Source organism: Wolbachia endosymbiont (group B) of Gerris lacustris, assembly GCF_964028355.1.
Lineage (GTDB): Bacteria > Pseudomonadota > Alphaproteobacteria > Rickettsiales > Anaplasmataceae > Wolbachia.
On sequence record NZ_OZ034761.1, the window covers coordinates 874,575 to 898,116 of the forward strand.

General features: G+C 35.5%; 24 protein-coding genes and 7 pseudogenes. 24 read left to right on the forward strand and 7 right to left on the reverse strand.

Annotation, left to right across the window (positions count from 1 at the left end; translation table 11 throughout):
* Positions 1-2 precede the first annotated feature (2 nt).
* A protein-coding gene (locus ABWU62_RS04475; RefSeq protein WP_353287090.1) for an IS630 family transposase occupies positions 3-1,008 on the reverse strand; the annotation gives its coding sequence in 2 pieces (ribosomal slippage) (positions 3-545 and positions 547-1,008; 1,005 coding nt in all).
* On the opposite strand from ABWU62_RS04475, the gene ABWU62_RS04480 reads away from it, so the two are divergent.
* The 8 genes and pseudogenes from ABWU62_RS04480 to ABWU62_RS04515 all read left to right on the forward strand — a co-directional run.
* A complete protein-coding gene (locus tag ABWU62_RS04480) occupies positions 1,002-1,160 on the forward strand; it encodes a hypothetical protein (protein WP_353287674.1) in 159 nt (52 codons plus the stop codon). The two genes, ABWU62_RS04475 and ABWU62_RS04480, sit on opposite strands and share 7 nt — an antisense overlap.
* Positions 1,090-1,818 (forward strand): annotated as a pseudogene (locus tag ABWU62_RS04485) (terminase gpA endonuclease subunit); the annotation flags it as partial. The gene ABWU62_RS04480 and the pseudogene ABWU62_RS04485, both read left to right, overlap by 71 nt.
* Before the next feature lie 185 nt (positions 1,819-2,003).
* Positions 2,004-3,009 (forward strand): IS630 family transposase gene (locus ABWU62_RS04490; protein WP_353287090.1). Its coding sequence is split into 2 segments (ribosomal slippage): positions 2,004-2,465 and positions 2,467-3,009, totalling 1,005 coding nucleotides; the frame shifts between segments, so codons are not numbered across the junction.
* Positions 3,010-3,011: 2 nt separating this feature from the next.
* Complete coding sequence (locus ABWU62_RS04495) at positions 3,012-3,152, forward strand: hypothetical protein (RefSeq protein WP_353288206.1); 141 nt, start codon at positions 3,012-3,014, stop codon at positions 3,150-3,152.
* The gene (locus ABWU62_RS04500; RefSeq protein ID WP_353287675.1) at positions 3,153-4,559 is read left to right on the forward strand and encodes a phage portal protein; all 1,407 of its coding nucleotides are present in this window, start codon (positions 3,153-3,155) and stop codon (positions 4,557-4,559) included. It abuts the gene before it with no gap.
* Complete coding sequence (locus ABWU62_RS04505; RefSeq protein WP_353288163.1) at positions 4,559-5,593, forward strand: S49 family peptidase; 1,035 nt, start codon at positions 4,559-4,561, stop codon at positions 5,591-5,593. Before ABWU62_RS04500 ends, ABWU62_RS04505 begins: the two co-directional genes overlap by 1 nt.
* A 67-nt stretch (positions 5,594-5,660) precedes the next feature.
* Positions 5,661-6,029 (forward strand): head decoration protein, encoded by a 369-nt coding sequence (locus ABWU62_RS04510; protein WP_047759659.1) that lies wholly within the window; start codon positions 5,661-5,663, stop codon positions 6,027-6,029.
* 32 nt (positions 6,030-6,061) lie between these two features.
* Positions 6,062-6,250, forward strand: a pseudogene (locus tag ABWU62_RS04515) (major capsid protein); the annotation flags it as partial.
* On the opposite strand, the gene ABWU62_RS04520 reads toward ABWU62_RS04515, so the two are convergent.
* Positions 6,240-7,245, reverse strand: a protein-coding gene (locus ABWU62_RS04520) for an IS630 family transposase (RefSeq protein ID WP_353287090.1) whose coding sequence is annotated in 2 segments (ribosomal slippage) — positions 6,240-6,782 and positions 6,784-7,245 — 1,005 coding nt in all. Because the reading frame shifts where the segments join, the coding sequence is not laid out codon by codon here. The pseudogene ABWU62_RS04515 and the gene ABWU62_RS04520 overlap by 11 nt on opposite strands.
* 81 nt (positions 7,246-7,326) lie before the next feature.
* Here ABWU62_RS04520 and ABWU62_RS04525 point away from each other — a divergent pair.
* Positions 7,327-7,758, forward strand: a pseudogene (locus tag ABWU62_RS04525) (major capsid protein); the annotation flags it as partial.
* A 34-nt stretch (positions 7,759-7,792) separates the two neighbouring features.
* Here the strand turns inward: ABWU62_RS04525 and ABWU62_RS04530 are convergent.
* Positions 7,793-8,188 (reverse strand): annotated as a pseudogene (locus ABWU62_RS04530) (transposase); the annotation flags it as partial.
* A gap of 34 nt (positions 8,189-8,222) precedes the next feature.
* Positions 8,223-9,455 carry an IS256 family transposase gene (locus ABWU62_RS04535; RefSeq protein WP_353287494.1) on the reverse strand — a complete coding sequence of 411 codons (1,233 nt, stop codon included), beginning with the start codon at positions 9,453-9,455 and terminating at the stop codon, positions 8,223-8,225.
* A gap of 61 nt (positions 9,456-9,516) precedes the next feature.
* On the opposite strand from ABWU62_RS04535, the pseudogene ABWU62_RS04540 reads away from it, so the two are divergent.
* The 7 genes and pseudogenes from ABWU62_RS04540 to ABWU62_RS04570 form a co-directional block, all read left to right on the forward strand.
* A pseudogene (locus ABWU62_RS04540) lies at positions 9,517-9,963 on the forward strand (hypothetical protein); the annotation flags it as partial.
* Positions 9,964-9,973: 10 nt separating this feature from the next.
* Positions 9,974-10,525 (forward strand): hypothetical protein, encoded by a 552-nt coding sequence (locus ABWU62_RS04545; protein WP_264707917.1) that lies wholly within the window; start codon positions 9,974-9,976, stop codon positions 10,523-10,525.
* A complete protein-coding gene (locus ABWU62_RS04550; RefSeq protein WP_353288164.1) occupies positions 10,518-11,702 on the forward strand; it encodes a phage tail sheath subtilisin-like domain-containing protein in 1,185 nt (394 codons plus the stop codon). Before ABWU62_RS04545 ends, ABWU62_RS04550 begins: the two co-directional genes overlap by 8 nt.
* Before the next feature lie 11 nt (positions 11,703-11,713).
* Positions 11,714-12,220, forward strand: a complete 507-nt coding sequence (locus ABWU62_RS04555) for a phage major tail tube protein (protein ID WP_253303050.1) — start codon at positions 11,714-11,716, stop codon at positions 12,218-12,220.
* Between the two features lie 61 nt (positions 12,221-12,281).
* Complete coding sequence (locus ABWU62_RS04560) at positions 12,282-12,482, forward strand: hypothetical protein (protein ID WP_007303020.1); 201 nt, start codon at positions 12,282-12,284, stop codon at positions 12,480-12,482.
* A complete protein-coding gene (locus ABWU62_RS04565) occupies positions 12,466-12,747 on the forward strand; it encodes a type II toxin-antitoxin system RelE family toxin (protein WP_143688798.1) in 282 nt (93 codons plus the stop codon). The genes ABWU62_RS04560 and ABWU62_RS04565 overlap by 17 nt, the downstream gene beginning before the upstream one ends.
* An 89-nt stretch (positions 12,748-12,836) precedes the next feature.
* The gene (locus tag ABWU62_RS04570; protein WP_010405430.1) at positions 12,837-13,094 is read left to right on the forward strand and encodes a phage tail assembly protein; all 258 of its coding nucleotides are present in this window, start codon (positions 12,837-12,839) and stop codon (positions 13,092-13,094) included.
* A 306-nt stretch (positions 13,095-13,400) separates the two neighbouring features.
* Here the strand turns inward: ABWU62_RS04570 and ABWU62_RS04575 are convergent, their stop codons facing one another.
* The gene (locus ABWU62_RS04575; protein ID WP_353287676.1) at positions 13,401-13,673 is read right to left on the reverse strand and encodes a hypothetical protein; all 273 of its coding nucleotides are present in this window, start codon (positions 13,671-13,673) and stop codon (positions 13,401-13,403) included.
* On the opposite strand from ABWU62_RS04575, the gene ABWU62_RS04580 reads away from it, so the two are divergent.
* The 3 genes and pseudogenes from ABWU62_RS04580 to ltrA all read left to right on the forward strand — a co-directional run.
* A protein-coding gene (locus ABWU62_RS04580; protein ID WP_353287306.1) for an IS630 family transposase occupies positions 13,667-14,672 on the forward strand; the annotation gives its coding sequence in 2 pieces (ribosomal slippage) (positions 13,667-14,128 and positions 14,130-14,672; 1,005 coding nt in all). The genes ABWU62_RS04575 and ABWU62_RS04580 overlap by 7 nt on opposite strands.
* Positions 14,673-14,681: 9 nt before the next feature.
* Positions 14,682-16,580, forward strand: a complete 1,899-nt coding sequence (locus ABWU62_RS04585) for a phage tail tape measure protein (protein ID WP_353287677.1) — start codon at positions 14,682-14,684, stop codon at positions 16,578-16,580.
* A gap of 520 nt (positions 16,581-17,100) precedes the next feature.
* Positions 17,101-18,414, forward strand: a pseudogene (gene ltrA, locus ABWU62_RS04590) (group II intron reverse transcriptase/maturase); the annotation flags it as partial.
* A 272-nt stretch (positions 18,415-18,686) separates the two neighbouring features.
* Here the strand turns inward: ltrA and ABWU62_RS04595 are convergent.
* Together ABWU62_RS04595 and ABWU62_RS04600 are read right to left on the reverse strand one after the other, a co-directional pair.
* Positions 18,687-19,479 (reverse strand): IS5 family transposase gene (locus ABWU62_RS04595; protein WP_353287093.1). Its coding sequence is split into 2 segments (ribosomal slippage): positions 18,687-19,214 and positions 19,216-19,479, totalling 792 coding nucleotides; the frame shifts between segments, so codons are not numbered across the junction.
* Positions 19,480-19,842: 363 nt separating this feature from the next.
* Positions 19,843-21,075: an IS256 family transposase gene (locus tag ABWU62_RS04600; protein ID WP_353287494.1), complete on the reverse strand. Its 1,233-nt coding sequence runs from the start codon at positions 21,073-21,075 to the stop codon at positions 19,843-19,845.
* Between the two features lie 77 nt (positions 21,076-21,152).
* On the opposite strand from ABWU62_RS04600, the pseudogene ABWU62_RS04605 reads away from it, so the two are divergent.
* The 5 genes and pseudogenes from ABWU62_RS04605 to ABWU62_RS04625 all read left to right on the forward strand — a co-directional run.
* Positions 21,153-21,266 (forward strand): annotated as a pseudogene (locus tag ABWU62_RS04605) (PAAR domain-containing protein); the annotation flags it as partial.
* 29 nt (positions 21,267-21,295) lie between these two features.
* A complete protein-coding gene (locus ABWU62_RS04610; protein ID WP_353287678.1) occupies positions 21,296-21,862 on the forward strand; it encodes a DUF1016 N-terminal domain-containing protein in 567 nt (188 codons plus the stop codon).
* 48 nt (positions 21,863-21,910) lie between these two features.
* Positions 21,911-22,703 (forward strand): IS5 family transposase gene (locus ABWU62_RS04615; RefSeq protein ID WP_353287093.1). Its coding sequence is split into 2 segments (ribosomal slippage): positions 21,911-22,174 and positions 22,176-22,703, totalling 792 coding nucleotides; the frame shifts between segments, so codons are not numbered across the junction.
* A gap of 16 nt (positions 22,704-22,719) precedes the next feature.
* Positions 22,720-23,199, forward strand: a complete 480-nt coding sequence (locus ABWU62_RS04620; RefSeq protein ID WP_353287679.1) for a PDDEXK nuclease domain-containing protein — start codon at positions 22,720-22,722, stop codon at positions 23,197-23,199.
* A 7-nt stretch (positions 23,200-23,206) separates the two neighbouring features.
* The gene (locus ABWU62_RS04625) at positions 23,207-23,542 is read left to right on the forward strand and encodes a GPW/gp25 family protein (RefSeq protein ID WP_353287680.1); all 336 of its coding nucleotides are present in this window, start codon (positions 23,207-23,209) and stop codon (positions 23,540-23,542) included.

Genomic DNA, 23,542 nt, shown 5'->3' on the forward strand with positions numbered 1-23,542 from the left:
TATTAATGAACCAAATAAGAAGCATTGCAGAGTTGTTTAACCGTGGAAGGGGAAAGAGAGGTAATAAATTTACACAAAGCGCTCTCAAGCAGAACAATTGTATCGTAGATTTTATTGCGCAAAATGTTCTGTTTTATATATAACCAAAACCTCTCAACAGGATTGAGGTCAGGTGAGTATGGTGGTAGGTATATAATTTCGATATTTTTAGGTATCTTTAAACTTTTTGACTTATGCCAACTAGCGCAATCCATCACGAGAAAAGCCTTTCGTATTCCTAAATATTGCGACATCTGTTCAAGGAATATATTTATACAAGCAGTGTTGACGTTTGGTGCAAATAAGCTAAAATTCTCTCCATTTCTGGGATTAACTGCACTATAGAGATAAAAATTTTCCCTACCTAATTTTACCTTAACCTGTGTCCTACTGCCTTTTTTAAACCACCCATGTCCAACTTTTGAATGTGTACCAAACCGTGATTCATCGAAGAAAAATAGCTCTTTTTCAGAATGCATGACAATAGTTTCATTGAGGTTTTTTTTTAAACTCCTCTTGCTTATTTTTATCCTGTCCACTATGAACTGGTCTTGGTGTGATATATGAGAATTTCATTCTTTGCATATTACGATGTATTGTGGATTTGCTGATATTCAAACCAAATCTTTCTTGGATTCTTATTCTCATTTCTCTAATAGTAATATTGGGGTTTTCCTCTATCCACACCTCAATTTGTTCAAGTTGACTTTGGTTCAATATAGTTTTTCTACGGCGTTGAGGTGGAGAAAATAATTTTTCTTCTCTTCCAAATTTTATGTGCTTTATCCATGTAGTAATTGCCTTTCTCGAAATGCAACATATTTTTGCTACAGCTGTTATACTGTGCTTTTTTGCTGCAATTACAGCATTTAGTTTTTTTGCAACATACGCATTATTTCTTACTTTCTTCAGCATCTCTTTTGCTGATTCCACCACTTTTTCATCCAATAATTTTGATCTTAATGCCATCTAAACCTCGCTATTTTACTTACTCCAGTATGGCTTTTTTTCCATTATTGTCTATTCGTTGCTTGTATAGCGGGAATTGGTATTACTGCAGGAGTAGATGTCCAAAAAGATCGTCTAGAGGTGGAAGTTGTAGCATGGGGAAAAAGTCGTGAAAGTTGGTCAATAGACTACCGAGTATTTGAAGGAGATACAGGAAGTAGAGAAGTATGGAAAAAGCTTTCGGAGCTCCTCAATCATCATTTTATTGGTGAAAATGGGCTTGAATATATGATAAGTATGATGGCGGTTGATGCAGGGTATGCAACGCAGGAAGTTTACAACTGGGTGAGAAGTCATCAAGGGTCTGGAAGAGTAATGGCAGTGAAAGGTGTAAATAAAGCACTAGTGCCGCTGAGCAGCCCAAGTAGAGTAGATATAACAGTTGGAGGGCAAAAGCTGAAAAGAGGAATAAAGCTCTGGCCAGTCGGAGTATCGATATTAAAGTCAGAGCTTTTTCAATTACTTAATATTTTAAAAGAAGGTGAAGAAACACCGCCAGGGTATTGTCATTTTCCCGAGTATGCACCTGAGTATTTTAAGCAGCTAACGGCAGAGCAATTAGTCAGCAAAGTAGTAAAAGGATATACCAAACAAGAGTGGCAAAAGGTAAGAGAAAGAAATGAAGTACTAGATTGCCGAATTTATGCAAGAGCAGCATCGATAGCACTGGGAATAGACAGATGGCCAGAGAGTAAATGGAATAGTTTAAGTGAAAAACCGGAAAGTAAAAAATCAAAGAAAATAGTCAAAAGCAAATGGATCAGCAAGTAATAAATGTATAACGAAGATTATTTAATTCAAGTCGAAGAAGCGATAAAGAAGCTGCAAAACGGAGAGCGAGTAGTATCAATTGCATATGGTGATCATGTGGTAATACCAATTCCCGCTATACAAGCAACGAATAGACAATAATGGAAAAAAAGCCATACTGGAGTAAGTAAAATAGCGAGGTTTAGATGGCATTAAGATCAAAATTATTGGATGAAAAAGTGGTGGAATCAGCAAAAGAGATGCTGAAGAAAGTAAGAAATAATGCGTATGTTGCAAAAAAACTAAATGCTGTAATTGCAGCAAAAAAGCACAGTATAACAGCTGTAGCAAAAATATGTTGCATTTCGAGAAAGGCAATTACTACATGGATAAAGCACATAAAATTTGGAAGAGAAGAAAAATTATTTTCTCCACCTCAACGCCGTAGAAAAACTATATTGAACCAAAGTCAACTTGAACAAATTGAGGTGTGGATAGAGGAAAACCCCAATATTACTATTAGAGAAATGAGAATAAGAATCCAAGAAAGATTTGGTTTGAATATCAGCAAATCCACAATACATCGTAATATGCAAAGAATGAAATTCTCATATATCACACCAAGACCAGTTCATAGTGGACAGGATAAAAATAAGCAAGAGGAGTTTAAAAAAAAACCTCAATGAAACTATTGTCATGCATTCTGAAAAAGAGCTATTTTTCTTCGATGAATCACGGTTTGGTACACATTCAAAAGTTGGACATGGGTGGTTTAAAAAAGGCAGTAGGACACAGGTTAAGGTAAAATTAGGTAGGGAAAATTTTTATCTCTATAGTGCAGTTAATCCCAGAAATGGAGAGAATTTTAGCTTATTTGCACCAAACGTCAACACTGCTTGTATAAATATATTCCTTGAACAGATGTCGCAATATTTAGGAATACGAAAGGCTTTTCTCGTGATGGATTGCGCTAGTTGGCATAAGTCAAAAAGTTTAAAGATACCTAAAAATATCGAAATTATATACCTACCACCATACTCACCTGACCTCAATCCTGTTGAGAGGTTTTGGTTATATATAAAACAGAACATTTTGCGCAATAAAATCTACGATACAATTGTTCTGCTTGAGAGCGCTTTGTGTAAATTTATTACCTCTCTTTCCCCTTCCACGGTTAAACAACTCTGCAATGCTTCTTATTTGGTTCATTAATAATGAGAGTTGGTATAAGATATGCAGAAGTAGATATAAATGATTTACTAAACTTAAGACAACGAATTAAAGCTGAGCTAAAGATTGCTGGAGTGGAGCCAAAGAGGAAAATTATTTTTTTAACGAGTAAAGGAATTTTATAAATGCTACTAAAAACCTTCAAACAATTATTCAACAAGCCAAAAATCAAAAGTTCAGCCTGGGATGCAGCAGGCTCAGGAAGAAGATTTTTTCACTTTCAACCAGAGTTAGGAAGTATAAACAATTTGCTGTCTCAAAGCCTTGAAACTTTACGTAGTAGATCACGTGATATGGTGAGAAAAAATCCTTACGCTGCAAATATAATTGATACGATAGTAAGTAACTCTATTGGAACAGGAATAAAACCACAATCAAAAGCAAGAGATGGAGAATTTCGAAAGAAGGTGCAAGAATTATGGCTAAGATGGACAGATGAAGCAGACAGTAGTGGAGTAAGTGATTTTTATGGATTACAAGCTCTAGTATGCAGAAGTATGATAGAGGGAGGAGAATGTTTTGTACGTTTAAGAACGAGAAAGCTGGAAGATAGATTTTCTGTACCACTACAACTGCAAGTACTTGAGTCTGAACATTTAGACAATAAAACAAATCAAACTTTAGCAAATGGTAATGTAATAAGAAACGGGATTGAGTTTAACAAGCTTGGGCAAAGAGAAGCATATTACTTATTTAGAGAACATCCAGGCGAAGGCTCATTTGGAGAATCAGTAAGAGTACCAGCAAATGATGTTTTACATATTTATAGACCACTAAGACCTGAGCAAATTAGAGGAGAGCCATGGCTTTCGAGTATACTGCTAAAGCTCTATGAACTTGATCAATATGATGATGCAGAATTAGTACGAAAAAAGACTGCAGCAATGTTTGCGGGATTTATTACGAGACTTGATCCAGAAGCAAATATCATGGGAGAAGGTGAAGCAAGTGAGCAAGGAGTAGCACTATCTGGCCTGGAACCTGGAACAATGCAGCTTTTAGACCCAGGAGAGGACATAAAATTTTCAGAGCCATCAGATGTTGGAGGAAGTTATGAAGCGTTTATGAGACAGCAACTGAGGGCAATAGCAATAGGTACAGGAATAACATATGAGCAGCTAACAGGAGATTTAACAAGCGTTAATTATTCATCGATTCGGGCAGGGTTGATAGAGTTTCGCAGAAGGTGCGCAATGTTACAGCATAACGTGATAGTGTTCCAGTTTTGTAGACCTATTTGGAATAGATGGCTAGAATTAGCAGTGCTTTGTGGAGAACTGAGTATAGATGAAAAAGTAGTAAAAGCAGCGAAAGAAGAAGTAAAATGGATACCACAGGGATTTGATTGGGTGGATCCACTGAAAGACCAGCAATCGCAGCAAATGGCAGTAAGGAATGGATTTAAGAGTCGATCGGAAGTAGTATCAGAAATGGGTTACGATGTTGAAGAAATAGATCAAGAAATAGCAGAAGATCAAAAACGTGCAAATAGTCTCAACTTAATGTTTGACTCTGATTGTAAAGGATTATGATGCTCTTAGGAAAACCATTAATGCTTGAACCAAGGAGTTTTGAGCTATTGTCATTAAACAATCAAAAACATCCCACGTTTAAAAACATAAAGTACTCCATCAAAAGTAACGTAGAAAGAACTGCAATTATAGCAATACATGGAATCTTGACTAAAAAACCAGGTGCGTTTGATGAAATGCTCGGGATGACATCATATGAGCAAATAGAAGAACAAATCAAACAAGCATTAGCAGATAGTAGCATAGAGACAATTATGCTGGAAATAGATAGCCCCGGAGGAGAGGTAAACGGTATATTTGACCTAGCTGACTTTATTTATGAATCAAGAGCAAAAAAGAGGATAATAGCGATAGCAAATGATGATGCATACTCTGCTGCATATGCTATAGCTTCAAGCGCTGAGAAGGTATTTGTGAGCAGAACTTCTGGTGTTGGCAGTATTGGAGTAATAGCAAGTCATATAGATCAAAGTAGATTTGATGAAAAGCAAGGTATTAAGTACACCACAATCTTTGCTGGTAGTCGAAAGAATGATTTAAACCCACATGAGCCAATGACGTCTGAAAGTCTGGGAAGCTTACAAAAAGAAGTAGACCGACTATATGAAATGTTTTTGCAGCTAATAGCAAGGAACAGAGGTCTTTCAATTGAAAAGATTCGATCAACAGAGGCAGGGCTATATTTTGGGGAGAAAGCAGTAGAAATAGGCCTTGCAGACGGAATGACAATTCTTTCATCTATTAATAAAAACAGGAGTATTGCTATGAATGAACAAACTACAAATGACCTAGAAACTGATAATTTAACCAAGTATCGTACTGAAGTTCTTGAATTAATACGTTTATGTAATTTATCGAAGATGCCAGAAAAGATAGGAGAATTTATTGAGCAAAGTGTAAGTGTTGAGCAAGCTAGGGAAGTTTTAATGGAATTACTTGCAGAGAGAACAAAAAAGACAGAGATACTGAGTGCAATACCACAGAATTCAGGAGAAGAATTGATGATGCAGGTAGCGAAAAGTCGTAGGAGTTAAAGTATTTTTATAACCGCCGTATATAGCATTGATAAAAGCGGCGGTAAGCAGTTAAGGAGAGAAATTTATGAGTTGTATAAGCGAACAAAATAATCTGGGTGACTTATTAAAGTATGAGGCATCAAGTCTATATTCAAGAGATCAGATAACAGTAGCAAAAGGGCAGAACCTAAAGCTTGGTACAGTAGTGGCTCTCGATAAAGATAGCATGGTTAAGATAATAAATCCAACTGCCACAGATGGTACACAAACAGCGATAGGTGCAGTAGTAAGTGATGTAAATGCGACAGAAAATGCTAAAGCAGTAATTATTACTCGTTGTGCAATACTAGCAGATCATGCGGTTGTGTGGCCAGCAAATATCACTGAAGAGCAGAAAGCTGCAGCAATAAAGCAACTTGAAGCACGAGGGATCATTGTCCGCAAGGGAATTTAACTAAAATTAATAGGAAAAAAAGGAGAGAAAAAATGCAAAATCCATTTACAAATACAGCATTTAGCATGACGGCACTAACAAATGCGATAAATATATTGCCGATAAATTATGGACGAGTTGAAAATCTAAATTTGTTTCCAAGTAGGTCAGTAAGATTTAGACATATTACCATAGAAGAACACAACGGAGTATTAATACCAACTCTCATTATTAATGAACCAAATAAGAAGCATTGCAGAGTTGTTTAACCGTGGAAGGGGAAAGAGAGGTAATAAATTTACACAAAGCGCTCTCAAGCAGAACAATTGTATCGTAGATTTTATTGCGCAAAATGTTCTGTTTTATATATAACCAAAACCTCTCAACAGGATTGAGGTCAGGTGAGTATGGTGGTAGGTATATAATTTCGATATTTTTAGGTATCTTTAAACTTTTTGACTTATGCCAACTAGCGCAATCCATCACGAGAAAAGCCTTTCGTATTCCTAAATATTGCGACATCTGTTCAAGGAATATATTTATACAAGCAGTGTTGACGTTTGGTGCAAATAAGCTAAAATTCTCTCCATTTCTGGGATTAACTGCACTATAGAGATAAAAATTTTCCCTACCTAATTTTACCTTAACCTGTGTCCTACTGCCTTTTTTAAACCACCCATGTCCAACTTTTGAATGTGTACCAAACCGTGATTCATCGAAGAAAAATAGCTCTTTTTCAGAATGCATGACAATAGTTTCATTGAGGTTTTTTTTTAAACTCCTCTTGCTTATTTTTATCCTGTCCACTATGAACTGGTCTTGGTGTGATATATGAGAATTTCATTCTTTGCATATTACGATGTATTGTGGATTTGCTGATATTCAAACCAAATCTTTCTTGGATTCTTATTCTCATTTCTCTAATAGTAATATTGGGGTTTTCCTCTATCCACACCTCAATTTGTTCAAGTTGACTTTGGTTCAATATAGTTTTTCTACGGCGTTGAGGTGGAGAAAATAATTTTTCTTCTCTTCCAAATTTTATGTGCTTTATCCATGTAGTAATTGCCTTTCTCGAAATGCAACATATTTTTGCTACAGCTGTTATACTGTGCTTTTTTGCTGCAATTACAGCATTTAGTTTTTTTGCAACATACGCATTATTTCTTACTTTCTTCAGCATCTCTTTTGCTGATTCCACCACTTTTTCATCCAATAATTTTGATCTTAATGCCATCTAAACCTCGCTATTTTACTTACTCCAGTATGGCTTTTTTTCCATTATTGTCTATTCGTTGCTTGTATAGCGGGAATTGGTATAAGTTTATTACCAACGCAAGTACCAGGGGCGCCAGCAACAGTAGGAAAAAGAGGAAAAAGAAAGGTAAGAACATTTACGATTCCACATATTCCGCATGATGATGTAGTGTTACCAGAGGAAGTACAGGGAATAAGGGCATTTGGATCAGAAAGTGAACTTAAAGCGCTAGCAGACGTAATAACTGACCATTTACAGCTAATGAGAAACAAACATGCAATAACATTAGAGCATTTGCGAATGGGAGCGCTGAAGGGAATAATTTTAGATGCTGATGGGTCAGAATTATTAAATCTGTACAACGAATTTGAAATAACACCAAAAGTAGTAAATTTTGCCCTTGGAACAGCAACAACTGATGTAAAACGTAAGTGTCTGGAAGTATTGCGGCATATAGAAGATAACCTAAGTGGTGAATATATGACTGGAATTGGGAGTGTTAAATAAACTGTGTCAAGCCGCATTTTTAGTTCAACTCAATTTTCAGTCTGTTGGGAAAGAAAATGTCAAGCTGAGACATAGTTAATGCCCAATTAGGCAAAGCTGTAGTCCACTTTTGCTCTACCTTTTTTATAGCACAATATACCTGTTTGTACAAGGCATTTGTATTAGTAAATGAGCCCTTAGTTTTAGTAAATTTCCTAATTTGTCTATGCAATCCCTCAATTGGATTGGTGGTGTAAATCAGCTTCCTAACTGGTCCAGAATACTTAAAATAACCAGACAAATTTTCCCAATTGTTTTGCCATGATTTTGTAACCAAGGGATATTTTTCACTCCATTTTTCTTCCAGCTCAAGCAAATAATTCTCAGCAATCTCTTTACTTGAAGCACGATATATTTTTTTCAAATCATTTATGAAGGGAACGTTCAAAAAAGTGTGTCAAACCGCATTTTCAATTCAACTCAATTTTTAACCTGCCAGGAAAAAAGATATCAAGTTGAGACATAGTTAAAGCCCAGTTAGGCAAAGCAGTAATCCACTTTTGCTCTACCTTTTTTATAGCACAATATACCTGTTTGTACAAGGCATTTGTACTGGTAAATGAACCTTTAGTTTTAGTAAATTTTCTGATCTGTCTATGCAACCCCTCAATTGGATTGGTGGTGTAAATCATCTTCCTAACTGGCCCAGAATACTTAAAATAACTAGATAAATTTTCCCAATTGTTTTGCCACGATTTTGTAACTAAGGGATATTTTTCACTCCATTTTTCTTCCAGCTCAAGCAAATAATTCTCAGCGATTTCTTTACTTGAAGCACGATATATTTTTTTCAAATCATTCATGAAAACTTTTACATCTTTGCTAGATACATATTTCAGTGAATTCCTTATCTGATGCACTATACATAGCTGTACTTCTGCTTTAGGAAATACACTATTTATAGCTGTAGGAAAGCTTTTTAGTCCATCAATGCAGGCAATTAAAATATCTTCTACTCCTCTTTCTTTGAGGTCATTTAGAACTCCCAACCAGAAGTTAGCTCCCTCACTTTCAGCCAAATAAAAACCTAATACTTCTTTTCTGCCATTTTGATTTATACCCAATATATTATACATGCATTTACTTACGCAATGTCCGTCCTCCTTGACCTTAAAAAACATGCCATCCATGAACACTATTGGATACACTGATTGCAGTGGACGGCTGCGCCATTCATTGATTATTGGTAGCAATTTATCAGTAATACTGGATATCTCTGCTGCTGATATTTTATGGTCATATATTTCCTCAACGTGTGAAGCTATGTCTCTGTATCCCATGCCACTGGCGTATGTACTTAAGACCTTTGCTTCAAGTTCTGGATGTAGGCTCGTTTGCCTTTTTTTGACTATTTGCGGTTCAAAGTTTCCCTCCCTATCTCTTGGTGTTAGCAGCTCAAATGAACCTGCACTCGTGCGTAAAGTTTTTGCATTTCTCCCATTTCTTCGGTTATTTTCTTCACTTTTAGCTGACATGTGGCTTTCTATTTCACCTTCCAGACTTGCCTCTAGCAACCTTTTTATAAACGGTGTTAATGCTCCATCTCTTCCTGTCAATGGTCTTCCTTCTCGTATAGATGACAGGATATTTGTTTCTAATTCTTTATAATCTACCAACCCATTAGTTCTATTTGCTTGACTCATATCAAACCTCCATTTTTTATATCAATTTATTACTTTTTTTTCGGTTTGACACACTTTTTTGAACGTTCCCAATGTGAACATAAATAAGACAATGGAATTTGTTGGATCATCGTATTCGAGTACGGAGTATGGGGGAGCAGGATTATTTGTGGGAACTCCTGATAACACTAATTCTAATAAATCAAGTATTTCAAAAATAGTATGGAAAAATGTTTACCAATACATGAGTTCTGATAGCAAGTTAGCCGGATTTGGTAATGTGGAGATTCCAGCAGGAAAAACAGTTGCAATATTACTTTACACATCATCTTATCTGTATTCCAGAACACAAGTTAGTCAAGGTATGCTTGCATCAAATTATGTACACAACTATGGTCAATTTATTCAGTGGGGGATTTATAACATACGTAGCAATTTTCTCACCACAGGGCTTGAGGTAGATGTGGAAAGGACGCTCAGGGCTTGGCAATGTCCAGGGTTAGAACGAACTGATCAAATATGGCAATGAGGAGGAATTTGTGACTATTTATATACGTTTTGAAAACCACAAGCAGATTGAAACAACAACACTTGAAAACAAGCCAACTGGAAATGATTGGTATGAAGCACCAAAGAATTTTGACTGGCAAAAAAGTTATTGTTTAACAGAAGGAGAGAAAATTGTTGAAAGGAATAAGGAAGATATTGAGCTGGAGTTATTGGAAAATGCGAAACTTTCTGCACTTCGTTTTTATTTTAATAACTATACTAACGAATACGCTGGAAATTCTCACCAAAAAGCTAAATCGTATCAAATACAAGAAAAAGCCGCAAAAAGCATTCTAGCAGCACCAGAGTCTATAAGTAAAAAGGATACAGAAATTATAGAACCATTAGCAAAAGTCCGTGGTATTACAGTTATTGAAATGGCAAGAATAATTGAAGAAAAAGCAAAAAAAGCAGTAAAAGAAATAATTAAATGTGAAGAGTTGGAAGACATTACCAAGAAGAAAATTGCAGAAGCCAAAAGTAAAAATGAGCTACAGACTTTGCTAGATGATTTCAGGAAAAAAATACAAAGAAATGGCTGAAGAATTTTTACATGGCGTAAATGTTATTGAGGTAACCTCAGGAGCAAAGACAGTACGTACAGCTAAATCATCAGTGATAGGTGTAATTGGTACTGCACCTGAAGCAGATGAGCAAAAATTTCCGCTAAATAAACCAGTGTTAGTTGCAGGAAGCTTAAAGGAAGCAGCAAAGCTCGGAAAGAGTGGCAGTTTACCTTCTGCAATAAATGGAATATTTTCCCAGATTGGTGCAACAGTAGTAGTTATTCGAGTTAAAGAAAGTGAAAACAGCGATCCAAAGCTCAAAGAAAGTGAAACTATTCAAAGTATAATCGGTGGAGTTGATAAAGAGACTGGAGAATATCAAGGGATAGAGGCATTTCTCAGCAGTGAAAGTATAGTTCATGTTGCTCCAAGAATATTAATTGCATCTCAATTTACTCATCAATTACCAGAAGATGGCAAAAATCCAGTGGTTGCAGCATTAATTTCTATAGCAGAAAAATTAAGAGCTATAATAGTAGCAGATGGACCAAATACTAATGATGAAGAAGCAATTAAATGGAGAAAAAGTGTAGGCAGCTCAAGAGTTTACGTAGTTGATCCTTGGGTTAAGGTATTTATTGAAGGAAAAGAAGAAATCTTGCCATCGAGTCCATTTGTAGCTGGGTTAATAGCTAAGATAGACAGCGAGCAAGGATTTTGGCATTCGCCTTCAAATAAAGAGATAAATAGTATTGTTGGAACAAGCAGGCCTATTGATTTTACGCTCGGTAATACAAATTGTAGAGCAAACCATTTAAATGAAAATGAAGTAACAACGATAATTCATCAAAATAGCTATAGGCTTTGGGGAAATAGAACATGTTCAAACGATTCGAAATGGGCTTTTCTATCAGTAAGGCGCACTGCAGATTTAATTAACGATAGTTTACTTCGAGCTCATCTCTGGGCAGTTGATCGCAATATCACAAAAACTTATATAGATGATGTGATTGAGGGGGTGAATTCTTACCTTGCAAGTTTAAAAGCGCAAGGAGCAATTATCAGTGGAAAATGTTATGCAACTCCCGAACTCAATACACCGGCAAATATTGCAAGCGGAAAAGTGTCTTTTGATTTTGAGTTTACACCGCCATATCCAGCTGAGCAAATAATATTCAGATCCCATCTTGTAAATAATAGTGTAATAAGTTAGGAGAAAGCGAAGTGTTACCCAAAATACTGAGAAATTTTAACGTATTTGTAGATGGTCGTGGTTATGCAGGAAAAATTGATGAAATAACGCTACCAAAGCTTACCATAAAAACAGAGGAGTACCGTGCTGGTGGTATGGATATTCCAATAAATATTGACATGGGCATGGAAAAGCTTGAAGCAGATTTCACTTTTGCTGAATACGATACAGAGCTCTTTCGGCTATTTGGGTTGATAAATGGAAATTCGGTATCTTTGACGCTCAGAGGTGGAATGCAAGGTAGTGGAAGTAATGATATTGGAGCAGTAATAATCAATTTAAGAGGCATTTTTAAAGAATTTGATTTTGGTAACTGGAAACCTGCTGAGAAAGCAACGCTGAAATGTACTGTAGCTGCCCATTACTATAAACTTACTATAGGCGGTAATGAGCTGATAGAAATCGATGCTGAAAATATGATAAGAAAGATAAATGGTGTTGATCAAATGGCCTTGCTACAAACGATTCTAGGGATCTAATATGGTTGACAAAATTACATAAAAATGTTAAAATATAAGAAATTGTAGGTATATAGTTAATATGGATTCTAAAGCTCATACAAATTCCATAGAGCAGCTAACTGGTTTACTTGTTAGTGTAGCACAATCTCAAGACAAGTCCGTTTTAAAGTTATTAACTGAATTAATGGAAGAAGAAATTGAAGATATGGAATTATCTAAGATTGCTGACGAACGCTATAAAGAAAAGAGGGTTAAACATCAAGATGCCTTCTGGGATTAAGCCTTACAATATAGACTATTCAGAATCTGTTATAAAGAAAGACATTCCGGCTCTTCCAGCAAAAGTAAAGTTAATGATTAAGAAGGCAATAATGGAGCGTCTAACAGCTGATCCAATTGGACTTGGAAAGCCATTAAAGCACAACTTAAGCGGGCAACGTAGTCTACGTGTAAGTACCTACCGTATACTTTATTACATAGATGCGCCAGAGCATACAGTAGTTATTACTTCAATTGAACATAGGAAAGATTCTTATCAAAGCTAATCCTATTTATAGCACCATAGTTATAACAAAGAAATTAGTTATGTAAAAGCCGATATAGATTTTTATTAATTAGCTTTTTAAGGAGGAACATGCAAGCTATAACACTTAATAACCCAATAACAGTTGATGGAATTTCTGTCTCAGAACTTACTGTTAGACGTCCAAAAGTTAGAGACTATCTTGCAATTGAACGCTTAAATGGTAGTGACCTTAGTAAAGAAGTAACTTTGACTGCCAATTTGACATCAGTTGCAAAAGAAGCAATTGAAGAGTTAGATATTGCTGATTATGTGAAAATTCAAGAGGTATTAAAGGATTTTTTTTCACCGATTATCCAAAAAACTTGAGATTAGAAGTATTAATGTTCAGCTCTATTGTAGGAGGCGGGGTTGAACAAATACTTGATATGGAGATTAATGAATTTATCTTATGGCATAAAGCAGCGAGGAAGGTACAATGTCAACGTTATCTATAAAAATTGGAGCAGTCCTAGATGGCAGTTTCAGTACTGTAATAAAAGGAAGTAGCAGTCAACTTACTCATCTTGGTGAGAATATAAGAAAGCTTGACTCATCTTTAAAATCAGTATCAAAGTTTAAGCAGTTAGGTCATGATGTTTTGACTAGCAAGAGGTCATGGAAAGGCTTTGAAGATCAAGTAAAATCTTTAGCTAAACAAATGAAGGCAATAGAGAAACCGAGCAAAACTTTAAAAGCAGAATTTGACAAGGCCAAAACCTCCGCAATAAAAGCAAAAGAAGCATATTTGAAAAAGAGAGATGCTTTGCATTCATTTAATGAAGAAGTAAGAAAAAGTGGAAGAAATATTAAGTACTTATACCAATTCCCGCTATACAAGCAACGAATAGACAATAATGGAAAAAAAGCCATACTGGAGTAAGTAAAATAGCGAGGTTTAGATGGCATTAAGATCAAAATTATTGGATGAAAAAGTGGTGGAATCAGCAAAAGAGATGCTGAAGAAAGTAAGAAATAATGCGTATGTTGCAAAAAAACTAAATGCTGTAATTGCAGCAAAAAAGCACAGTATAACAGCTGTAGCAAAAATATGTTGCATTTCGAGAAAGGCAATTACTACATGGATAAAGCACATAAAATTTGGAAGAGAAGAAAAATTATTTTCTCCACCTCAACGCCGTAGAAAAACTATATTGAACCAAAGTCAACTTGAACAAATTGAGGTGTGGATAGAGGAAAATCCCAATATTACTATTAGAGAAATGAGAATAAGAATCCAAGAAAGATTTGGTTTGAATATCAGCAAATCCACAATACATCGTAATATGCAAAGAATGAAATTCTCATATATCACACCAAGACCAGTTCATAGTGGACAGGATAAAAATAAGCAAGAGGAGTTTAAAAAAAAACCTCAATGAAACTATTGTCATGCATTCTGAAAAAGAGCTATTTTTCTTCGATGAATCACGGTTTGGTACACATTCAAAAGTTGGACATGGGTGGTTTAAAAAAGGCAGTAGGACACAGGTTAAGGTAAAATTAGGTAGGGAAAATTTTTATCTCTATAGTGCAGTTAATCCCAGAAATGGAGAGAATTTTAGCTTATTTGCACCAAACGTCAACACTGCTTGTATAAATATATTCCTTGAACAGATGTCGCAATATTTAGGAATACGAAAGGCTTTTCTCGTGATGGATTGCGCTAGTTGGCATAAGTCAAAAAGTTTAAAGATACCTAAAAATATCGAAATTATATACCTACCACCATACTCACCTGACCTCAATCCTGTTGAGAGGTTTTGGTTATATATAAAACAGAACATTTTGCGCAATAAAATCTACGATACAATTGTTCTGCTTGAGAGCGCTTTGTGTAATTTTATTACCTCTCTTTCCCCTTCCACGGTTAAACAACTCTGCAATGCTTCTTATTTGGTTCATTAATAATGAGAGTTGGTATTAGTAAGTGACCAACATAAACTTGGCTCTTCTATTGAAGTATTAAAAGGTAAGTATGGTAAGCTTGGATCTGCAATACGTAGTCACCAAAGTTTTTTAGCAAGCAAAGCACATTTTAAGTCACAAATTATAGAGACTATTGGGCTAGGGCTAACGCTTGCAGCTCCAGTTAAAGTTGCAATTGACTTTGAAAGTGCTATGGCTGATGTTACAAAAGTGGTAGATTTTAAAAAAGGAACGGATGAAGCAACTAAATTTGCAAAGAAGTTAAAAGAGATGTCACGTACTATACCATTATCAGCCGCAGAACTGGCACAAATAGCTGCAAGTGGTGGTCAACTTGGTATCAAGAAAGAAGATCTTTTTATGTTTACAGAAACAGTGGCAAAAATGTCTACAGCATTTGATATGTCTGCAGAGCAAGCAGGTGATTCTATAGCTAAACTCTCTAACGTTTATGGAATTGATGTTAGTAAAATGGAATACGTTGGTAATGTAATCAATCACTTATCAGATAACACTGCTGCCAAAGCAAAAGATATGGTTGAAGCTCTAGCAATAGTTGGTGGTACTGCAAAACAATTTGGTCTTGACATCAAGGAAACAAGTAGTTTAGTAAATGCCTTCGTTAGTTTAGGTAAACAACCAGCAAAAGCTGCAACTGCTATAAATGCTCTACTTAGTAAACTTCAGACTGCTGAAGAACAAGGAGGGGATTTTAAAGCAGCATTAGAGCAAATGGGAATAACTGCAGAAGAAATAGTACAAAGAATAAGCGAAAACGGCGAAGAAGTATTACTCTATTTTTTTCAAACTCTAAAGAAAATGGATAACCAGGAACGTTCTACAATCCTTATGAAACTTTTCGGTCAGGAATATCAAGATGATATTGCATTATTAGCTGGAAGTTTTAATAAGTATGAGGATGCAATAAAGTTATTGGCTAATACAGAAAAGTACAAGAGCTCTCTACAAGAAGAATTCAAAAATCGTGCAGACACTACAGCTAATAAATTACGACTTCTTCGAAATGCAATAGCTGAAGTTGGTATGAACCTGGGCTCAGTGATGTTGCCTACTTTAAAATCTATAGCTGAATTTTTACAAGAAAAAACTAGATATATAGCAGAGTTTGCAGAAAAATATCCAACTTTAACCACGGCAATCATGGGTACTGTAGCATCCTTGATAAGTTTAAAAATTGTAGCAGTAGGACTAGGATACGGATTTACATTGCTAGGAAGTACGATTTTTAGTCTGAAAGCAAACCTACTTGGAGTATTTTCATTTTTATCAGCTATAGTTTTTCCTGCAGTAGTAACAGGACTAAGAGCAATAACACTCGCTAACCCTATAGGACTTTTAGTTGCTGGACTTGTTACTGGTGCAGCTCTTGTTATAGCTAACTGGCAAAAGGTGAAAGACTTTTTCTCTAGCTTGTGGAAATCACTCATTGAACCTATAGGAAAAGCTTTTTCATGGATAGGGGAAAGTGTATTTGGAAAAGTATTGGAAAATAGCCCACTGAAAGAATTTGAAAAAAGAAAAACTGAAATAAAAGCAGTCCATACTCCCATAAAGAGTAATATTCTCAACAGTGGAAATCCTGTGCCAGGTAACAGTATAATTAAAGAATTTTCAAAGAGAAATAAAAATAGCTTCAGAGTCAAAAGCCTTATTGAGGAGACAGAGAGCGATAAGATATTTGCAGATTTTGCAAGGAGTAAGTTTGAAAATAAAGAACAAAATAAAACTCAGAACATCACTAATAATTACACTATCAGCATTAAAGCAGAACCTAACCAAGATGTTCGTAGTCTTGCAGATGAAGTAATAAAAAGGATAAGAGAAAAGTCACGTGATGTTTTATTTGATACGGTAGAGACAGTGTGACCCGGAAGTCATGAAATTGTGATGGTTAAATTCCATCCGCCATAACATCTGGCTGAAATTGTAATCCACATTTTAGGAAATTGGCAAACACCTAAGGTGCGAGCATGGGCTAAAAGGGAGTAATGTTAAACCTTATAATAAATTCTCCCAAGAAGAGTCAGGTAAGGTTACGAAAGAAACTTATGTTTGAATTGTCGTTACTGTGAATATGTGAAATAAGGTTGGTACACATAGACCAAAAGGTATGGAGAATAAGGATGATTAGAATTGGTTCGTTTAATCAAGATGTTTCCGATCTCCCGGCAAAAAATAAGAACCTAAATCTGACGCGAAACGGTTTCATGGAACGGAGTAACCACATAGAAGCTCTTATTATACTTTGTAATAAGCAAGTAGCCAACTGCAAGCTTCTATGTTGGAAGGATTGTCTAAAAAGCTAATGCCTAAAGTAATGCTTAGGATACGCAGACGTGGACACTGTAACTTGGAAGGTAAAGTTATGAATAGTAGTGAATATGTTATGAGCCAACAAAAAGTTAGGTATGAATGGAATGAAGTTCCTTGGCGCAAGCTAGAAAAGTCTTCATTTAAGCTACAAAAACGAATTTACCGAGCTTCTAAATGTAATGATATCAAAAAGATGCATGAGCTTCAGAGATTATTACAAAAATCGACAAGTGCTAGGATGATCGCTGTGAGAAAGGTAACTCAGGACAATAGAGGAAAAAGAACTGCAGGTATTGATGGAAAAGCTAACCTTAATCAAAAAGAAAGATTGCAATTGGCAAAATCCTTAGATATAAGGGAGAGGGCAAAGCCATCAAGGCGCATTTGGATTCCAAAGCTTGGAAAAAGTGAAAAACGTCCATTAGGGATACCAACAATAACAGATCGAGCAAAACAAACACTTGTTAAGATGATGCTAGAACCAGAATGGGAAGCAAAGTTTGAGCCCAACATTTATGGTTTTAGACCTGGTAGATCATGTCATGATGCCATTGAAGCTATATTTCAAGCACTCATCAAGAAAACAGTATTTGTTTTAGATGCTGATATTTCTGGGTGTTTTGATAATATAAATCATCATATACTGTTAGAAAAACTCAATACCACACCAACTTTAAGGAGGATAGTAAAAGGATGGTTGAAAGCAGGTGTGATGGAAAATAGGATATTTCAACCATCTAGAAGCGGTACAATCCAAGGAGGGACAATTTCTCCATTACTGGCATGTATTGCTCTACATGGGTTAGAAAATTATCTGAAAGAAATAATGGCAGAGGAGCTAATTAGCTACAGGAAAACGAAACCTGGCAGAACATGTAGGGAAAATGCGAAAAGATCACTCAGCGTAATCACTTATGCAGACGATTTTGTAGTACTTCATGAAAGTGAGGAAATTGTTTTGAAAGCAAAAACTCTGATTGAAGAATGGTTAAAAACTATTGGATTGGAGTTGAACCCTTCAAAAACAAGAATTTCTCATACTCAAAAATTCCTGAAAGGAATAAAACCAGGTTTCAATTTTCTTGGTTTTACAATACGGCAATATCCAACAAAACACAATAAGATGTCATACAAGTCTATCATCAAACCAAGTCGTAACTCTATAGAACAACACTCATTGGTCATTAAAAGTAAGCTAAAGAAAATGCGTGGTGAATCACAAGAAGCAGTAATAAGTCACCTTAATCCAATTATTCGAGGATGGTGTCAATACTACGCTTCGGTGGTATCATCTAAAGCCTTTGGTGCAATGGATAATACAATGTTTAGAAAACTTTGGAAATGGGCAATGTTTAAACACCAAAACAAAGGAAGATGTTGGATCAAAAGAAAATACTTCAAGAAGTATGGTAACGATAAATGGCGATATATGACAAGTAACGGAATGCGTCTTATTAAACACGGAGATCATGACATTAAACGACATGTCAAAGTGATTGGAGCCAAATCTCCATATGATGGAGACTGGACTTATTGGGGAAAGCGTATGAGTAAAATACTTGATAAATCACCACAAACAATAAAACTTCTGAAGATGCAACAAGGTAAGTGTGATTGTTGTCAACTTTGGTTTAAGAATGGTGATATCTTAGAGCCTGTTCATAATCTTTTGAGGAGCAAGGCAGTAAAAGCTAGAACGACCATTTGTAGTCTAGTATTGAGTTTACGCTCGCAATTTTTCCATAACCGTCTACACTTTTCCAGCCAAGCAAAAGAACGCTCTACAACCCACCTTTTTGGCAATACAACAAAGGTATGTAATTCACTTCGTTTTATTACTTCAACGGTTGCACCAATAGTCGTTTTTATTTGAGTTGCAAAATTTTCTCCTGTATAACCTGCATCAACTAGTATATTTTGAACTTCGGAAAGATTTTTTCTTGCGTTACAAATCATCTCTACAGCAGCAGTACGATCTCCGATATTAGCTGTAGTAATATAAATTGCATGTGGCAAACCTTGCGTATCTACTGCAATATGACGCTTTATTCCTGAAATTTTCTTGCCGGCATCATAACCTTTTTCTTCAGCAATATCGGTGTTTTTTACACTTTGAGCATCAATGATGCAGAAGCTTGTTTTTGTATTCCGACCACTGTTGAAACGAACCTCTCCAACTAATTTTTTTTAAGACAATTTCTAGAACACTTTCTCTATCTTCATTCGGTTTTTTACTCCATCTCTTGAAGTAATCGTAACAATTGCGCCATTTTGGAAACTCTTTTGGTAGCATTCGCCACTGACAGCCACTTTTTAGCACATAAAGTACACCGCAAAATAACTCATATAAATCCAGTTTTCTTGGTTTTGTTTTTTTTCTACAGGATTCTAGATCTGGTAATATAATCTCAAATCTTTCCCGACTTATATCACTTGGGTATACACTCCTCATATATCCTAACTTATATACATTATCTCTTAGTTTATTCCTTTCTTGAGATCATGTACAGGTTCTTAGAAATACATCATAAGGACCAAAATAAGCAAAATAATACAATCACAAACTTATCTATGCTACATGGACATTGTCACGATAATTTACACAGAAGTATGCATGAAAAGCACCAAGCTAGAGAGAAGCCGTATGAAGCGAAAGTTTCACGTACGGTTTTGAAGTCGAGTGAGGAGGGGCAACCTTCTTCACTTAGATAACTACAGAGTATTTTGTCTTCCAATACAGGCAATCTTGACGTTCTTCCATGGCATTTCTTCTGTTTTTGAGGGAACGTTCAAAAAAGTGTGTCAAACCGCATTTTCAATTCAACTCAATTTTTAATCTGCCAGGAAAAAAGATATCAAGTTGAGACATAGTTAAAGCCCAGTTAGGCAAAGCAGTAATCCACTTTTGCTCTACCTTTTTTATAGCACAATATACCTGTTTGTACAAGGCATTTGTACTGGTAAATGAACCTTTAGTTTTAGTAAATTTTCTGATCTGTCTATGCAACCCCTCAATTGGATTGGTGGTGTAAATCATCTTCCTAACTGGCCCAGAATACTTAAAATAACTAGATAAATTTTCCCAATTGTTTTGCCACGATTTTGTAACTAAGGGATATTTTTCACTCCATTTTTCTTCCAGCTCAAGCAAATAATTCTCAGCGATTTCTTTACTTGAAGCACGATATATTTTTTTCAAATCATTCATGAAAACTTTTACATCTTTGCTAGATACATATTTCAGTGAATTCCTTATCTGATGCACTATACATAGCTGTACTTCTGCTTTAGGAAATACACTATTTATAGCTGTAGGAAAGCTTTTTAGTCCATCAATGCAGGCAATTAAAATATCTTCTACTCCTCTTTCTTTGAGGTCATTTAGAACTCCCAACCAGAAGTTAGCTCCCTCACTTTCAGCCAAATAAAAACCTAATACTTCTTTTCTGCCATTTTGATTTATACCCAATATATTATACATGCATTTACTTACGCAATGTCCGTCCTCCTTGACCTTAAAAAACATGCCATCCATGAACACTATTGGATACACTGATTGCAGTGGACGGCTGCGCCATTCATTGATTATTGGTAGCAATTTATCAGTAATACTGGATATCTCTGCTGCTGATATTTTATGGTCATATATTTCCTCAACGTGTGAAGCTATGTCTCTGTATCCCATGCCACTGGCGTATGTACTTAAGACCTTTGCTTCAAGTTCTGGATGTAGGCTCGTTTGCCTTTTTTTGACTATTTGCGGTTCAAAGTTTCCCTCCCTATCTCTTGGTGTTAGCAGCTCAAATGAACCTGCACTCGTGCGTAAAGTTTTTGCATTTCTCCCATTTCTTCGGTTATTTTCTTCACTTTTAGCTGACATGTGGCTTTCTATTTCACCTTCCAGACTTGCCTCTAGCAACCTTTTTATAAACGGTGTTAATGCTCCATCTCTTCCTGTCAATGGTCTTCCTTCTCGTATAGATGACAGGATATTTGTTTCTAATTCTTTATAATCTACCAACCCATTAGTTCTATTTGCTTGACTCATATCAAACCTCCATTTTTTATATCAATTTATTACTTTTTTTTCGGTTTGACACACTTTTTTGAACGTTCCCGTATTAAACTGAAGGATCAAAAACAGTGTTTGCAAATGGGTTTGGAGTGGGAAGAGTTGGTGATATGGTTTCTTGTGGTTCCAAGGTGATCAGTGGTAGCAGTAACATTTTTTCAGGATAAAATATGCTATACTTATCAAAAATAAAGTTATGAATATGGATATAACTACTAGCCTATTAGGAGACATTAGTAATTTAATAGATAGAGCAAAAAATCATCTTTCTGTTCAATTCAATTCTACTCTAGTATTGTTAAACTGGGAAATTGGCTCTAGAATTGATCAAGATATTCTAAAGCACAAACGTGCAGATTATGGGAAGCAAATCATCTCCCAACTTGCAAAAGAACTTCAGATTAAATATGGACGTGGTTTTGATAGAGCGTCATTATTTCGTATGGTGCAATTTTCTAAATTCTTTTCTGATCAAGAAATTGTCGCGACACTGTCACAACAATTGAGTTGGTCACATTTTGTAGAAATTATTGCAATTTCTGATGAGCTGAAGCGTAATTATTATATAGAAATGTGTCGTATTGAAAGGTGGAGTGTTAGGGCACTACGTAGTAAAATCGATACTATGTTGTATGAACGTACAGCACTAGCAAAAAAACCTGAAGATTTCATAAGAAGGAGTATAAAAAATTTACGTGAAGAAAATATGTTAGCACCAGAATTCATTTTTCATGACCCATACTTCCTTAGAACCTGTACATGATCTCAAGAAAGGAATAAACTAAGAGATAATGTATATAAGTTAGGATATATGAGGAGTGTATACCCAAGTGATATAAGTCGGGAAAGATTTGAGATTATATTACCAGATCTAGAATCCTGTAGAAAAAAAACAAAACCAAGAAAACTGGATTTATATGAGTTATTTTGCGGTGTACTTTATGTGCTAAAAAGTGGCTGTCAGTGGCGAATGCTACCAAAAGAGTTTCCAAAATGGCGCAATTGTTACGATTACTTCAAGAGATGGAGTAAAAAACCGAATGAAGATAGAGAAAGTGTTCTAGAAATTGTCTTAAAAAAAATTAGTTGGAGAGGTTCGTTTCAACAGTGGTCGGAATACAAAAACAAGCTTCTGCATCATTGATGCTCAAAGTGTAAAAAACACCGATATTGCTGAAGAAAAAGGTTATGATGCCGGCAAGAAAATTTCAGGAATAAAGCGTCATATTGCAGTAGATACGCAAGGTTTGCCACATGCAATTTATATTACTACAGCTAATATCGGAGATCGTACTGCTGCTGTAGAGATGATTTGTAACGCAAGAAAAAATCTTTCCGAAGTTCAAAATATACTAGTTGATGCAGGTTATACAGGAGAAAATTTTGCAACTCAAATAAAAACGACTATTGGTGCAACCGTTGAAGTAATAAAACGAAGTGAATTACATACCTTTGTTGTATTGCCAAAAAGGTGGGTTGTAGAGCGTTCTTTTGCTTGGCTGGAAAAGTGTAGACGGTTATGGAAAAATTGCGAGCGTAAACTCAATACTAGACTACAAATGGTCGTTCTAGCTTTTACTGCCTTGCTCCTCAAAAGATTATGAACAGGCTCTTAGCTTCATGGAATTGCCATCAAGTTATAGTGAGACTGATCTAGAAAATACAATCTTGGATGAATTGACAAAGTTTTTACAAGAGTTTGGAAATGATTTTTGTTTTGTAACACGTCAAAAAAGGATGAGTACTAAAACAACTGAAAGGTATTTGGACCTGCTATTTTTTCACAGAGGATTAAAACGCCTTATAGCAATAGAACTAAAAATAGGTCGCTTTGAACCAGCTTATAAAGGACAGATGGAATGGTATTTAAATTGGTTAGATAAAAATGAACGAAAAGCAGGTGAAGAAAAACCGTTAGGGATTATTTTATGTGCTGATAAGGATCAAGAGGATATAGAATATCTTGAACTCGAAGGCTCTAATATTCATGTTGCACAGTATTTAACACAGCTTCCTTCTAAAGAAATTCTTGAAAAGAAGTTGAGAAAGGCTATTGCTATAGCACGTGAAAAACATGCAAGTATTAAGTCAGAGCCATGAAAAATATATGAGAGGAATGGATGCTAAAACAGGAAAGACGTTAGAAGGAATAGAGCACTTAAAGCAGTCGATAATTGATATACTGACCACTCCTATTAACAGTAGAATAATGAGGAGAGATTATGGCTCAAGATTATTTGAATTAGTGGATAAGCCAGTTAATCGTGATTTAACACTAGAAATTTACGCAGCAACTGCAGAAGCTTTGGAAAAATGGGAAAAGAGATTTAAGTTAGAAAAAGTAAAAGTTGAAGGAGTAAAAGAAGGAAAAATAACTATTTCACTTGAAGGAATTTATCTGGCAAACGGGAAAAACATTCATTTTGATGGAATTGTAGTGTAA

Excerpts from the sequence above, each read along its gene's own strand:
- ABWU62_RS04480 (WP_353287674.1), top strand. The coding sequence starts at position 1,002 with ATGCCATCTAAACCTCGCTATTTTACTTACTCCAGTATGGCTTTTTTT.
- ABWU62_RS04495 (WP_353288206.1), top strand. The coding sequence starts at position 3,012 with ATGAGAGTTGGTATAAGATATGCAGAAGTAGATATAAATGATTTACTA.
- ABWU62_RS04500 (WP_353287675.1), top strand. The coding sequence starts at position 3,153 with ATGCTACTAAAAACCTTCAAACAATTATTCAACAAGCCAAAAATCAAA.
- ABWU62_RS04505 (WP_353288163.1), top strand. The coding sequence starts at position 4,559 with ATGCTCTTAGGAAAACCATTAATGCTTGAACCAAGGAGTTTTGAGCTA.
- ABWU62_RS04510 (WP_047759659.1), top strand. The coding sequence starts at position 5,661 with ATGAGTTGTATAAGCGAACAAAATAATCTGGGTGACTTATTAAAGTAT.
- ABWU62_RS04535 (WP_353287494.1), bottom strand. The coding sequence starts at position 9,455 with ATGAGTCAAGCAAATAGAACTAATGGGTTGGTAGATTATAAAGAATTA.
- ABWU62_RS04550 (WP_353288164.1), top strand. The coding sequence starts at position 10,518 with ATGGCTGAAGAATTTTTACATGGCGTAAATGTTATTGAGGTAACCTCA.
- ABWU62_RS04560 (WP_007303020.1), top strand. The coding sequence starts at position 12,282 with ATGGATTCTAAAGCTCATACAAATTCCATAGAGCAGCTAACTGGTTTA.
- ABWU62_RS04565 (WP_143688798.1), top strand. The coding sequence starts at position 12,466 with ATGCCTTCTGGGATTAAGCCTTACAATATAGACTATTCAGAATCTGTT.
- ABWU62_RS04570 (WP_010405430.1), top strand. The coding sequence starts at position 12,837 with ATGCAAGCTATAACACTTAATAACCCAATAACAGTTGATGGAATTTCT.
- ABWU62_RS04575 (WP_353287676.1), bottom strand. The coding sequence starts at position 13,673 with ATGCCATCTAAACCTCGCTATTTTACTTACTCCAGTATGGCTTTTTTT.
- ABWU62_RS04600 (WP_353287494.1), bottom strand. The coding sequence starts at position 21,075 with ATGAGTCAAGCAAATAGAACTAATGGGTTGGTAGATTATAAAGAATTA.
- ABWU62_RS04610 (WP_353287678.1), top strand. The coding sequence starts at position 21,296 with ATGAATATGGATATAACTACTAGCCTATTAGGAGACATTAGTAATTTA.
- ABWU62_RS04620 (WP_353287679.1), top strand. The coding sequence starts at position 22,720 with ATGGAATTGCCATCAAGTTATAGTGAGACTGATCTAGAAAATACAATC.
- ABWU62_RS04625 (WP_353287680.1), top strand. The coding sequence starts at position 23,207 with ATGAGAGGAATGGATGCTAAAACAGGAAAGACGTTAGAAGGAATAGAG.